12 protein-coding genes are annotated in these 12407 nt (G+C 69.2%); 4 read left to right on the top strand and 8 right to left on the bottom strand.

What is annotated here, in order from left to right; translation table 11 throughout:
• Positions 1 to 159: 159 nt before the first annotated feature.
• Positions 160 to 483, bottom strand: a complete 324-nt coding sequence (locus tag ACQ4L4_RS20850; RefSeq protein WP_377159100.1) for a DUF4148 domain-containing protein — start codon at positions 481 to 483, stop codon at positions 160 to 162.
• Positions 484 to 808: 325 nt separating this feature from the next.
• Here ACQ4L4_RS20850 and ACQ4L4_RS20845 point away from each other — a divergent pair, with 325 nt between their 5' ends.
• Together ACQ4L4_RS20845 and ACQ4L4_RS20840 are read left to right on the top strand one after the other, a co-directional pair.
• Positions 809 to 1477 carry a LysE family translocator gene (locus tag ACQ4L4_RS20845; protein ID WP_431100782.1) on the top strand — a complete coding sequence of 223 codons (669 nt, stop codon included), beginning with the start codon at positions 809 to 811 and terminating at the stop codon, positions 1475 to 1477.
• A gap of 78 nt (positions 1478 to 1555) precedes the next feature.
• A complete protein-coding gene (locus ACQ4L4_RS20840) occupies positions 1556 to 2902 on the top strand; it encodes an MFS family transporter (RefSeq protein ID WP_431100781.1) in 1347 nt (448 codons plus the stop codon).
• Between the two features lie 143 nt (positions 2903 to 3045).
• Here the strand turns inward: ACQ4L4_RS20840 and ACQ4L4_RS20835 are convergent, their stop codons facing one another.
• The 6 genes from ACQ4L4_RS20835 to ACQ4L4_RS20810 form a co-directional block, all read right to left on the bottom strand.
• Positions 3046 to 3840: a DUF3800 domain-containing protein gene (locus ACQ4L4_RS20835; protein WP_431100780.1), complete on the bottom strand. Its 795-nt coding sequence runs from the start codon at positions 3838 to 3840 to the stop codon at positions 3046 to 3048.
• 112 nt (positions 3841 to 3952) lie between these two features.
• Entirely contained in the window at positions 3953 to 5596 is a 1644-nt protein-coding gene (locus tag ACQ4L4_RS20830) for a SulP family inorganic anion transporter (protein WP_431100779.1), read from the bottom strand.
• Positions 5597 to 5695: 99 nt separating this feature from the next.
• Positions 5696 to 6490: a hypothetical protein gene (locus ACQ4L4_RS20825; RefSeq protein WP_431100778.1), complete on the bottom strand. Its 795-nt coding sequence runs from the start codon at positions 6488 to 6490 to the stop codon at positions 5696 to 5698.
• A 136-nt stretch (positions 6491 to 6626) separates the two neighbouring features.
• Positions 6627 to 7769 (bottom strand): HD-GYP domain-containing protein, encoded by a 1143-nt coding sequence (locus ACQ4L4_RS20820; RefSeq protein ID WP_431100777.1) that lies wholly within the window; start codon positions 7767 to 7769, stop codon positions 6627 to 6629.
• Positions 7770 to 7960: 191 nt separating this feature from the next.
• Positions 7961 to 9082, bottom strand: a complete 1122-nt coding sequence (locus ACQ4L4_RS20815; protein WP_431100776.1) for an alkene reductase — start codon at positions 9080 to 9082, stop codon at positions 7961 to 7963.
• Between the two features lie 38 nt (positions 9083 to 9120).
• Positions 9121 to 9402, bottom strand: a complete 282-nt coding sequence (locus ACQ4L4_RS20810; RefSeq protein ID WP_431100775.1) for a hypothetical protein — start codon at positions 9400 to 9402, stop codon at positions 9121 to 9123.
• A gap of 96 nt (positions 9403 to 9498) precedes the next feature.
• Here ACQ4L4_RS20810 and ACQ4L4_RS20805 point away from each other — a divergent pair, with 96 nt between their 5' ends.
• Positions 9499 to 10410 (top strand): LysR family transcriptional regulator, encoded by a 912-nt coding sequence (locus tag ACQ4L4_RS20805; RefSeq protein WP_431100774.1) that lies wholly within the window; start codon positions 9499 to 9501, stop codon positions 10408 to 10410.
• A gap of 47 nt (positions 10411 to 10457) precedes the next feature.
• Here the strand turns inward: ACQ4L4_RS20805 and ACQ4L4_RS20800 are convergent, their stop codons facing one another.
• Positions 10458 to 11324, bottom strand: a complete 867-nt coding sequence (locus ACQ4L4_RS20800; protein ID WP_431100773.1) for an alpha/beta fold hydrolase — start codon at positions 11322 to 11324, stop codon at positions 10458 to 10460.
• 158 nt (positions 11325 to 11482) lie between these two features.
• Between ACQ4L4_RS20800 and ACQ4L4_RS20795 the strand changes: the two genes are divergently transcribed.
• Positions 11483 to 12406, top strand: a complete 924-nt coding sequence (locus ACQ4L4_RS20795; RefSeq protein WP_431100772.1) for a LysR family transcriptional regulator — start codon at positions 11483 to 11485, stop codon at positions 12404 to 12406.
• The last annotated feature ends 1 nt before the right edge of the window (position 12407 follow it).

The following is a 12407-nucleotide window of genomic DNA, read 5'->3' as shown; positions in this document are numbered from 1 at the left end:
AGGGGGGTATAGGCGGTCGGTGACGGACAGGAGGGAGGAGTGCGGAGAACCGCCACCGACCAGGGCCGGAGCCCTTGACCTCAAAAAATGCTCTCTACCAAACTATTGTTCGAGTTCTCTCTCAGGGGGTTGCTTGCAGGCGGGTATCAGGAACGGGAATCAGCGGCCGGCGACGGAAGTGGCCGGGGCGCTGCCGCCGAACTTCTTCACCAGCGTCGCGTAGTACGGCGAGCTGCGCAGTTGGGCGTACTTGGCCTGGGCGGCATCGCGGCGGGCGTTGTCGTAGCCGTAGGTTTCCGACTGCTCGACGGCGGCCAGGCCGGACTCGCGGTAGATCTCCAGGTCGGCCAGCACTTCGGCGCGGCTCACGGCGCTCGGGGTGTTGACGGGCTGGGTATGCGGGTTGTCGTTGGCCATCGCGCTGCCGGCCACCAGGGCGGCGGAAGCGAACAGGACGGAAGCCAGGATGTTCTTGGTGCTCATGATCTTTCCTTTCAGATTCGGTCCCAGGGCAACAGCGAAGGGGCACGGGGTGGATGATTCGACCCGTCGATTGCGCCAGGGATTCAATTCGGTTTCGTTTGAAACCCGTCAGTTGCCCGGAGGTTTCAAGCCGTCGCCTGGTGGAGATTCCCGGAAGCGGTATCGGTGTGTCGATGGGATGAACTATGAACGATAAGGGTTCACCCTTAAATCCATTCCTTCGCAACAGTCCGTTGAAAAGATCGGAACAATCACTGCGCGAATCTCGCGCGGTCTGCGCAAGCGGGGGGCGGGCATGATGGCGGCCTTTCAGGAGATGCATTCGATGCTCGGCACCCACGATCTCGGCCTCTTCATCGCCTCCGGCCTGCTGCTCAACATGACGCCGGGACCGGACTCGCTGCTGATCATGGCGCGCAGCGCCACGCAGGGTTTCCGCGCCGGCTCGGCGGCGGCGCTCGGCATCGGCGCCGGCACCTGCGTCCACATCCTGGCCGCGGCGCTGGGCCTGTCGGCGCTGCTGTCGGCCTCGACGGCGGCGTTCACCGTGGTGAAGCTGCTCGGCGCGGCCTACCTCGTGTACCTCGGCGCCGGCATGCTGTTCAAGCGCCGCGCGGCCGACGCCCGGGCGGAGGACGGGCGCGAGGAACAAGTCCCGACGCCGCCCCCCGCCGCACCGCTGCGGAAGATCTTCGCGCAGGGCTTCCTCACCAATGTGCTGAACCCCAAGGTCGGGCTGTTCTTCCTGGCCTTCGTCCCGCAGTTCATCTCGGCCGACGCGCCGAGCAAGGCGGTCGCCTTCCTGTTCCTGGGCGCCGTCTTCAACGTCAACGGGATGCTGTGGTGCCACCTGCTCGCCTGGTCGAGCGCCGTGGCGGGCGCCCGCGCACGTGGGCAGGGGTGGGCGCGCGCGCTCGGGCGATGGCTCAACCGCGGCATCGGCGCGCTGTTCCTGGCCTTCGGCGTGCGATTGGCGGTGGCCGAAATGGCCTAGCCCATCCGCGGTGCGCGTGGCGTTCGGTTCGTCCGAACCGCGCCTGCGGGTTTTCCATCGCGGGAGTAGGCTGCCGGCATGAATGCCAACACCCCTCCCCTGTCCGGCGGCGCGATGTCGCCGGCGTCCGGTGTCCCCGGGCACTACACCGCGCACGAGAAGCGCGATCGCATCTTCGCCATCGTCGGCGCGTCGTCCGGCAACCTGGTCGAATGGTTCGACTTCTACGTCTACGCGTTCACGTCGATCTATTTCGCGCACGCGTTCTTCCCGAAGGGCGATCCGACGGTCCAGCTGCTCAACACGGCGGGCGTGTTCGCGGCGGGTTTCCTGATGCGGCCGATCGGCGGCTGGCTGTTCGGCCGGATTGCCGACCGCAAGGGCCGCAAGACGGCCATGATGATCTCGGTGCTGATGATGTGCGGCGGCTCGCTGGCCATCGCCTGCATGCCGACCTACGAGACCATCGGCGTCCTGGCGCCGGCGCTGCTGCTGGCGGCGCGGCTGTTCCAGGGCCTGTCGGTGGGCGGCGAGTACGGCACCAGCGCCACCTACATGAGCGAGGTCGCGCTGCGCGGCCAGCGCGGGTTCTACGCGTCCTTCCAGTACGTGACGCTGATCGGCGGCCAGCTGCTGGCGGTGCTGGTCGTGGCGGTCCTGGAGCAGACGCTGAGCGAGACGCAGATGCATGACTGGGGCTGGCGCATCCCGTTCGCGGCGGGCGCCGCGACGGCGGTGATCGCGTTCTACCTGCGCCGCTCGCTGGCCGAGACCGCGAAGGCGGAGCAGCTCGACCGCAAGGAATCCGGCTCGATGCGCGAGCTGTTCAGCAAGCACATGCGCTCGTTCCTGATCGTGCTGGGCTTCACCGCGGGCGGGTCGCTGGCCTTCTACACGTACACGACCTACATGCAGAAGTACCTGGTGCTGAGCGTGGGCATGGACAAGAAGGTGGCGAGCACCGTGATGACGGCGGCGCTCTTCGTCTACATGTGCATGCAGCCGTTGTTCGGCGCGTTGTCGGACCGCATCGGGCGGCGCACGTCGATGCTGTGGTTCGGCATCCTCGGCGCGCTGGGCACGTGGCCGATCCTGTCGGCGCTCAAGGGCGTGCAGAGCCCGTACGCGGCCTTCGGGCTGATCATCCTGGCGATGGCGATCGTGTCGCTGTACACCTCGATCGGCGGGCTGATCAAGGCGGAGATGTTCCCGCCGGAGATCCGCGCGCTGGGCGTCGGCCTGTCGTATGCGATCGGCAACGCGATCTTCGGCGGCTCGGCGGAGTTCGTCGCGCTGAGCCTCAAGTCCGCGAACATCGAGAGCGCGTTCTACGTCTACGTCTCGGTGATGTGCTTCTTCGCCTTCCTCGTCTGCTTCCTGATCCCCGACCTGCGCAAGCATGGGCATCTGAACGAGGTGCATTGAGGGCCGTCCCTGTTTGATCGATCGCCCCTTCAAACCAACAGGCATCGCGCTTACACTGATCACCGACAGTCAAGCGCAGCGCTTGTAGAGGTCTCCGCAAGGAGGCAGCCCTGAATGGGTGGGATCCTCGAAGCTGGGGGCTGTCACCAACTTTCGAATGCCGCACCCAGGTGCGGCATTCGGCTTTTCAGGGATTCGAAGTCCGACAGGAACTTCATGCCGTAGCCCAACCAGCTCCGGCCGTTGCGATAGACGTGCCGTCGTAGCAGGTGGAGATAGCTTGGATCGGTGACCCCGAAACGACTTGGATTGACGGCGTAGAACGTGCTGCTCGCGACGGCATCCGCAATCTGAAGCCCCGCCAACTGGCTGTGCTGCACGGCGCGTAGACGATCGATGTCGATGGCAGGCCAATGGACCTGTCCCTCCAAGTTTGGATCGGTGGCTTGGCGCAGCAGACGCATTTGTCCGCGTATGTCCTCGTAAGACATCGCTGCGCGATCCGAGAAGATCAGCTCCACAGTGCCGTCCCCTTCGCCGGATCGCGCATGGTCTCGACACAGCCAAGAAACCCGTTCGACCAGCAGACGAGTCAGGTCTCGATAGAGCAGGAACTTGTTGGACTGGTAGGTAGCGATGTCCAGGATGTCGGGCTTGTAGCTGAGCACGCTCACGGTACGGAAGCTCAGCTGCGCCAGCTCATGGAACAAGACCAGGCGTGGAAGATGGTCCATCTTGCACAGATGGAACGGGTGCGACCGTTCTCGGCCGAGCCGCTGACGCACGCGCATCAATGCGTCCACGCCTGATCGCTCATTGATCCGTCGAAACACAACGGCCGACAACACGAACCAGCGCGAGCTGCCGCGGCCATCTTCCTTGAAGAGAAATCCTTCGTCGCCGGATTCATCGATGTACGCAATGAAGCTCGAATGCATCCGAGGAATTCTGTTGTGCCCGTCGGAGGTTGACGGACCAAGCTCATCTCGATTCGATCAACATGGACGCACGTTCCAGCGCTGTCATTGCGTCCTCGTGTCGGCAACGTGATCAAGGAGCGTCTCGCATCCCCAGGTGATGCGACAGGTACAAGCGCCCACGGAACCATGATTCCCAGCCGCTGGCCTTGAGCCGGTCGAGCACCGGCCCCTTGACCTCGCTGAGGTCGAGTCGCCGGCCCTGGCGCTCGAGCGTCTCGTGCAGTTCCTTCAGCGCGCTGAGGCCGCTGAAGTCGATGCTGTTGACCGGCGACATCTGCAGCAGCACGCGCCGCGTGGTCGGGTGCGTGTCGAGGTGGGCCTGGACCACGTCGGCCAGGCTGCGACCGTTGAGGAACAGCAGGCTCTCGTCGATGCGCAGGCCCAGGACTTCCGGGTCGAGCTCGACCTGGTAGCGCTCGACGTTGCGATAGTGCTCGGTGCCGGGAATGCGTCCGATCAGCGCGACGTGCGGCCGGGCGCTGCGCTGCAGCAGCAGCGCGATCGCGCTCGCCACGCCCAGGCCCAGGGCCGCGGTGATGCCGACGAAGATCACCAGCAGCGTCACCGCCGTCATGAGCAGGGCCTCGGCGCGGTCGTAGCGCCAGGCATCGGCATAGGGACCGAATTTCAGGCCCGACAGCACCGCGACCATGATGCTGGCCGCCAGCACCGGCTTGGGCACCCAGGCCAGCAGCGGCGACAAGGTCAGCAGCACGAGGCCCATCATCGCGGCGACGAAGACGCCGGTCATGCGCGTGCGGCTGCCCGCGTCGCTCATCAGCACGCTGCGCGAGAAGCTCGCGGCGGCGGGCATGCCGCCCGAGATCGCCGCCGCCAGATTGGCGACGGACAGGCCCATCAGCTCGCGCCGCGCGTCGACGCGTTGACCGACCCGGCGCGCCAGCGATTCCGCCACCGCGAGGCTGGACACGTAGCCGAGCAGGCCGATCAGCGCGGCGCCGGGCAGCATCGCGGTCCAGAGCTCGGGATCCAGCCGCGGCGGCGTGAAGACCAGCGCCAGCGGCGGCAGTTCGCCGACGCGCGGCAGGCCCTGCGGATTCCAGCCCCACGCGACGCCGATGCCGATGAGCAGTACGGCCAGCGGCGCGATCCGGGAGACGAAGCCCTTCGGCAACCGCCGCACCACGACCAGCGCCAGCAGCGACACGACCCCGAACAGCGCCGCGACGCCGCGCCAGTCGAAGCCGTGGGCCGACAGCGAGCGCCACAGCTCCGGCAGCGTGCCGCCGGTCGCCGTCGAGCCGATCAGCACCGGCAGTTGGCTGGCGGCGATGGCGATCGTCGCGCCCGATTCGAATCCGTGCAGCACCGGCACCGACAGCAGCGCGGCCAGCGCGTGCAGGCGCAGCAGCGCCGCCGCGCCGAGGAACAGGCCGACCTCGGCGGACAGCACCAGCGCGGCCTCGCTCGGGCTCACGCCGGCGGGCGCCAGCTGCAGCGTCTGCATGATCATCAGCGCCAGCACCGCGACCGGGCCGATGTTGAGGAAGGGGCTGGAGCCCAGCGCCGCGTAGAACAACGGCGGCAGCAGGCTCGCGTAGAGGCCCACCTGCGGCGGCAGCCCCGCGAGCATCGCGTAGGCCAGACTCTGCGGGATCAGGAGGACGCTGACCACCACGGCGGCGACGAGATCGTCGCGCAAGGCGTCGCGCAGATAGGGCCGGAAGGCGGCGAGGGAGGGCAACGTCGGCATGGGGGGAAGCCGCAGGAGCAGCGCGCGGCAGTATAGGTGCCGCCTTCCCCTCGGGGGCCCGGCCGACGCGCGTGCGGACCTCTTCTCGCCCATCGGCGCTCAGAGGATCAGCGACCCGGCGGGATGGTCCGGCGGCACGCGCGGCAGCGGCGGCGTGCGCGGCTCCAGCAGGTCGATCGACACGCGCAGCGTCAGCTCCTCGCCGCGCGGCAGCGGCTGCAGCCGCGGCGTGTCCGGCGTCATCAGCCGGAGCTGGACCGAACTGCGCGTCGCATGGCGCTCGAAGCTCAAGGTGTCCAGCGGCGGCTCGCCGCGCAGCAGCGCGATGCGCCCGCCGGCGCCGCTCAGCGAGGCGATGCCGCACCAGGGGTCGCGCCGCTCCGCGTGATCGCGGCCGGAGAGCTTCACCACGTCCAGCGTGTCGTCCAGCCACGCGGCGTCGGCGAAGTCTTCCGGGAAGTTCAGCAGCCACCCCAGGCGCGCCGGCATCGGCATGCGGCTCAGGTTGCGCACCGACAGGCTCCAGTCCAGTCGGTGTTCGTCCAGGCGGAATGTCTGGCTCGCCTGCAACCCCCAGGTGCCCGGCGACGGGCTGCGAGGATGCAGCATCAGCGTCATCGCGTCGGGCGCCTGCTGGGTGACGCGCCAGGGCTCATCGAAGGCGCCCGGGTCCGGGACCAGGGTCGCCATTTCCTCGGGCACGTCGGACGGAGGCGCCAGTCTCACGGCGCCTCCGCCGATCAGCCTGCCCCGCTCGATCAGCAGCGGGCGCAGCCACGGTTGGCGACCGCCGGGCCCGCTCTCCCCCAGCCAGCGCAGCCGTCCGCCGCGATCCGGCGCGATCACCGCGCGCCAGCGCCCCGATTTCAGTTCGACGACTTGACCCACATGCATCCCCCATGTCCAAAAGCGGCGGAGTCTGCGCGCGAGGGAAGGGGGCCAGTTCTACCGAAAGAGGGGTGGATCCTTGCAGGTGTGATGGATCGAGGTGGGCCGGCTGCAAGGCTTTGCAGGGCGCCCCTCGTGGCCGCTACGCGCCGGCGATCAGCGCGGCGATGCGCTCGTCGGAGAGGCGGATCGGCGAGCCGTTCGCGGGCAGCAGGGCGACCACGGCGTGGTCCTCGCGGCTGCTGTCGCGCAGCACCGGCGTGTGGCGCGGCTCGCCATTGGCGTTGGTCAAGGCCGACACCATCGGACGGTGCGCCTTGTCGCCGTTGCGCACGACCAGCCCCACCTCGCCGCTGGCCAGCCGCACCAGGCTGCCCGGCGGAAAGATGCCGAAGGACTTGATCAGCGCCGCCGCCAGCGGACTCTGCGCCGCCATCTGGTGGAGCTCGCGGCCCGCCTGCGCGGCGCTCATCGCGGGCCGGTTGGCCCGGCTGCTCAGGCGTGCGGTGTAGATGTCGGCGTAGCGCAGCATCTCGGCCAGCTCGCCGACGTCGCTGATCCCGTGCGGGTAGCCGCGTCCGTCCGGCGTCTCGTGGTGCTGCAGCACGGCGTCCAGCCAGTCGGGATCGTCGATGCCGGCGGCGCTCAGCATCTCGACGCTGCGGATCGGATGTTCATTGATCGCCTCGCGCTGCATCGACGTCAGCGGCGAGACCTGGCTGGACAGCCGCGCCTGCAGGTCCAGCATGCCCAGGTTCATCGTCAGCGCGGCCTGGAAGGCGCGCCGCTGGTCGTCCGGACCCCAGCCCAGATAGCGGGCCGCCGCGTGGCACGCGGTGGCTGCATGCAAGGAATGCGTAACGCCGTAGTGCCCACTGGTGGATTCAGGCTGTCGTACCACCTGTGAGAGTGCGACCTCGGGCGAGCTGTCGATCAGGGTCAGCATCAGCGCCGTCGCGCCGTCGAGCGCCCCGGCCATGCGATCGGGCGAGGCCGAGAGGGCGTTGCGCACATCCTGCATGCCGCGGTCCCATTCCTCGGGCAGCCGGTCGCGCAGGTAGGCGGCGGAGCGCGTCGGCGCGGGCGTGGCCTGGCGCGCGGACTCGGCGAGTTCGTTCGCGTCGACCAGCGCGCCGCGACGCATCAGCGCGTCGAGTTGCGCCGCGTCGGCGATCACCTGCCCGCGCGCAAGCAGCAGCGTCCTGTCGGTGTCGCGCACGCTGAAGGCGAGCGGCTGACCGAGGACGATCCGGTTCTTGACCGATGACAGTGAACAGACACGCATGACAGACGTGGGGAGCGGAGGGCAGGCCGGCCACGTGTCGACATGTCTTGAAGTTGTAACGTGGGCGGCCCGGACTCTACATCGTCCGTTCGGGCTCCGACCTGAACGGTCGCGGCAGCCCCCGCGCCCGGTGGGGCGGGAAAGCGCCGACTCCGTCACGGATCGGCGCCCGGGGACAGGCGGCTGGCCGGTCAGGCGGCGACGGCCGTGACGGCCGCGGCGGTCTCGGTGGCCGCCGGATAGTCGCTGTACCCGGCCGCGGTGCCGCCGAAGAGGGACTCGCCGTCGAAGCCCGCGAGGGGCAGGTCTTGCCGCAGCCGCGCCGGCAGGTCCGGGTTGGCGATGAACGCGCGCCCGAACGCGACCAGGTCCACCAGACCCGAGGCCAGCAGCGACCGGGCGCGCGCAGCGTCATAGCCACCCGCGACGATGATCCGGCCGTCGTAGGTCTCGCGCAGCGCGCGGCGGAAGTCCTCCGGCACCTGCGGCGCGTCGTCCCAGTCCGCCTCGGCCAGATGGAGGTAGCCGACGCCTCGGCGGGACAGCTCGCGCGCGGCCTGCAGGATGGTCGGGATGATGTCGGGGCAGTCCATGTTGCGCGCGGTGATGAACGGCGCCATGCGCACGCCGATGCGCGCCGGATCCACCTCGGCGGCCACGGCGTCCACCACCTCCAGCAGGAAGCGCAGGCGGTGCTCGCGGGGACCGCCGTACTCGTCCTCGCGGTGGTTGGAGGTGGTGCGCAGGAACTGGTCGATCAGGTAGCCGTTGGCGGCATGGATCTCCACGCCGTCGAAGCCCGCGCGCATCGCGTTGGCGGCGGCGCGGCGGAAGTCGTCGACGACGGTGCGGATCTCGTCGCGCGACAGCGCGCGCGGCACCGGGCAGTCGACCATGCGGCCGATGCCGTCCTCGCCGGCGACCCAGACGCGCGCCTCGGGCGACAGCGCCGACGGTGCGACCGGCAGGCCGCCGTCATGGAAGACCGGATGCGACATCCGGCCGACGTGCCACAGCTGCAGCACCATGCGGCCGCCGGCGCGGTGCACCGCCCGGGTGACGAGCTGCCAGCCGGCGACCTGGTCGTCGCTGTGGATGCCCGGCGTGAAGCTGTAGCCCTGCCCTTGCTGCGAGATCTGCGCGGCCTCGCTGACGATCAGCGCGGCACTCGCGCGCTGCGCGTAGTAGTCGGCCATCAGCGTGTTGGGAATGTTGCCGGGCTGGGTGCTCCGGGCGCGGGTCATAGGCGCCATCACGACGCGGTGGGGCAGCGTCAGCGGGCCGAGGGTGATCGGGGTGAAGAGATCGGTCATGGAGGTCCTTGAGGAGGTTTCGGGCGAGTTGCCGGGGGTCACTGGATGAGAGCGCCGCCGTCGATGTCGATGACGCCGCCGGTGACGGCGACCGGGTCCACCGGTCCGATCTCGGCGAGGAAGGCCTCCACGGCCGCCGGATCGGCGACGTCCAGGTCGGTCGATCGACCCGTGACGACGACGCGGCCCGGGCGTGCGTTGAGCGCGTCCGCCACGGCCCGACCGATACCGGCGGTACCACCGAAGACGACGCTGACGGTGTCCGCCGTGAAGACGGAGGAGGCGGAGGAGGCGGAGGCAGAGGCGGGCTGGGTGTCCATGTGTGTTCCAGGCTGTTTGATGGTTGACAGTCTGGAATGGATGGGCTCGGGGTTGAGTGCCCTGGCGGACGAAGCTTTTTCAAAGAAAATCGAACAATGGCCCGGATTGCTGACCTTGAACTGCTGGTGCGCATCGCCGACCTCGGCAACCTCACGGCCGCGGCGAAGGCCCTGGACTGGTCGCCCGCCGCCGCCAGCGCCTCGCTCAAGCGCCTGGAGGAGGAGCTGGGCTTCCCGCTGTTCGTGCGCAGCACCCGCAGCCTGCGCCTGTCCGGCGAAGGCCAGCGCTACCTGCCGCATGCGCGTGCCGCGTTGCGCGCGCTGACCGATGGCCGGGATGAAGCGCTCGCGGGACGCGAGGCGCTCAGCGGCGAGCTGCATCTGACGGTGCCCTCCGACCTGGGCCGCCATGTGCTGCTGCCGTGGCTGGAACAGTTCCAGGAACGCCATCCGGCGCTCACGCTGCGACTGCAGATCGGCGATCCGCTGACGGACCTGCTGCGGCGCCCCGTCGATGCCGCCGTCCGCTACGGTCAACCGGCGAGCGGTGCCCAGGTCGCGTTGCCGCTGCTGCCGGACTGCCGCCGGGTGCTGGTCGCCGCGCCGCATTACCTGGCGCTGAATGGCATGCCGGCGTCGCCCGAGGACATGCCGCGCCACGAGGCGCTGCGCTACCTCGTCGCCGGCGAGGTGCCGACCCACTGGCCCGTCGAGATCGCCAGTCAGCCGGTGGGGCTGCCGCTGGCTGGACGACGCGTCGCCGACGACGGCGAGGTCGTCAAGCGCTGGGCGCTGGCCGGCCTGGGGCTGGCCTACAAGTCGTGGCCGGACGTGGCCCAGGAACTGGCCAGCGGCCAGCTGGTCCACGTCAATCCGCACTGGCGCGGTGACCCGGCGCCGCTGCACCTGATCGTGCCGGGCCGGGCACAGCTGTCGCCCGCGCTGCGGCTGGTCCGGGACGAACTCCGCCGACGGCTGGAGGAATTCGCCCGGGCCATGCCGCGCTGAGCGGCGGCGCCGGCTCGTCCCAGGCTCACCCCTGGTTCATCCCTGGTTCAACCGAAGACCGCCTTGATCTCGGCTGCGACCTGCGGGGCGAACTCATCCAGCACGAAGTGGCCGCCGTCCAGCCAGACCAGCCTGGCCTCGGGCAGGTCGTTCAGGTAGGCGCGGGCACCGGGCGGGATGAAGATCGGATCGTTCTTCCCCCAGACGATCAGCGTCTTCGGGCGGTAGCGGCGGAAGGCGGCCTGCCAGTCCGGATAGAGCGCGACGTTGGTCTTGTAGTTCTCCAGCAGGTCGACGTTGGCGTCCTGCATGCCGGGCCGGTCCAGCAGCGCCTGGTCGACGATCCAGTGATCCGGATCGATCAATTCGGGGTCCTTCGCGCCGACCAGCCAGTGCCACTTCGTGCCGGCCATGGTGATGAGCTGGCGCGCGGGCGCCTCGCTCTCCGGCGTGCGCGATGCCCACAGCGGGCCGAACACCGACTTGGCTTCCTCGCCCACGCCGTCCAGGTAGGCGTTGGCGTTCTGGATGATGAAGCCCTTCACCTGCTCGGGCCGTTGCTGAAAGAGACGGAAGCCGATCGGACCGCCGTAGTCCTGCATGTAGAGCGTGTACGAGCTCAGTTCGAGTGCGTCGACGAGCCCGGCGACATGGGCCGCCAAGTGGTCGAAGGTGTATGCGAAGTCCTCGCGCTTGGGCGCGTCCGAGTGACCGAAGCCGATGTAGTCCGGCGCGATCACGTGGAAGCGGTCCGCCAGCAGCGGGATCAGCGGATTGAACATCCGGCTGCTGGTCGGCAGGCCGTGCAGCAGCAGCAAGGTCGGGGCGGTCGGGTCGCCGGCCTCGCGATAGAACACCTGGCGGCCGAGCACGGTCGCGGTGCGGTGGTGGATGGCGGTGTTGATGGCGCTCATGGCGGTGTCCTTGGCGCCTTCCCCGGGTCGGCGACCCGCCTTGGAAGGCATGGGATGCAGTCTCGGCATTCCCGGATTCCTGCGGAAGCCGCTAGGATCGAGAGCAACCCTCCCGAAAATTGGAAGGCCTGGCCGCTCACGCCCGGTCGCGAGTGCGCATGGATCGAATCGACGCAATGGCGATGCTGATCGCCGCCGTGGACGCCGGCAGCCTGTCGAAGGCGAGTCAGCGGCTCGGGCTGCCGCTGGCGACCGTGAGCCGCAAGGTCGCCGACCTGGAGAAGCACCTGCGCGCGTCCCTGCTGATCCGCTCGGCCAAGGGCCTGGACCTGACCGACGCGGGACGCTCCTACGTGGAGGCGGCGCGGACGATCCTCGACCAGCTCGACGAGGCCGAGCGCGCCGCCGCCGGCGAGTACACCGAGCCGCGCGGCGAGCTGATCGTGACCGCGCCGACGATGTTCGGGCGCTTGCACGTGCTGCCGACGGTGATGGCCTTCCTGGATGCCTTTCCCGAAATCGCCGTGGAGCTGAAGTTCACCGACCGGGTCACGCATTTCCTCGACGACCAGATCGACGTCGCCTTGCGCATCGGCGAGTTGCCGGACAGCAGCCTGGTCGCCACGCGACTCGGCGAGTGCCGCCACGTCCTCTGCGCCTCGCCCGCCTACCTGGCCAGTCACGGGGCGCCGCAGACGCCGGACGACCTGCGTCGCCATCGCGTGGTGTCCTTCGGGAGCCTCTCCAGCGACGGCGCGTGGCCGTTCCGGCAGGATGGCGCGGTGCGCACCGGGACGTTCCGATCGCGCCTGAGCGTGACGACGATCGACGCCGCCATCGATGCCGCGCGCGCCGGCGCGGGCCTGGCGCGGGTGCTGTCGTACCAGGTGAACGAGGACGTCCGGGCAGGTCGGCTGCGACTCGTGCTGGAGCCCTTCGAGCCCGCGCCGCGGCCGGTGCATCTGATGTATGCGCCGCGCAGCCAGAGCCGGCTGCCGCTGAAGCTGCGGGCGTTCATCGACTTCGCGGTACCGCGGCTGCGGGAGCGGCTCGTGCAGGCCGCGCTGCCGTCGGCGGGCTGAG

It is taken from the genome of Roseateles noduli (assembly GCF_050626985.1).
Classification (GTDB): Bacteria; Pseudomonadota; Gammaproteobacteria; order Burkholderiales; family Burkholderiaceae_C; genus Roseateles; species Roseateles noduli_A.
Note: the sequence above shows the minus strand (reverse complement) of the source record. Positions and strands in the feature narration are given on the sequence as shown.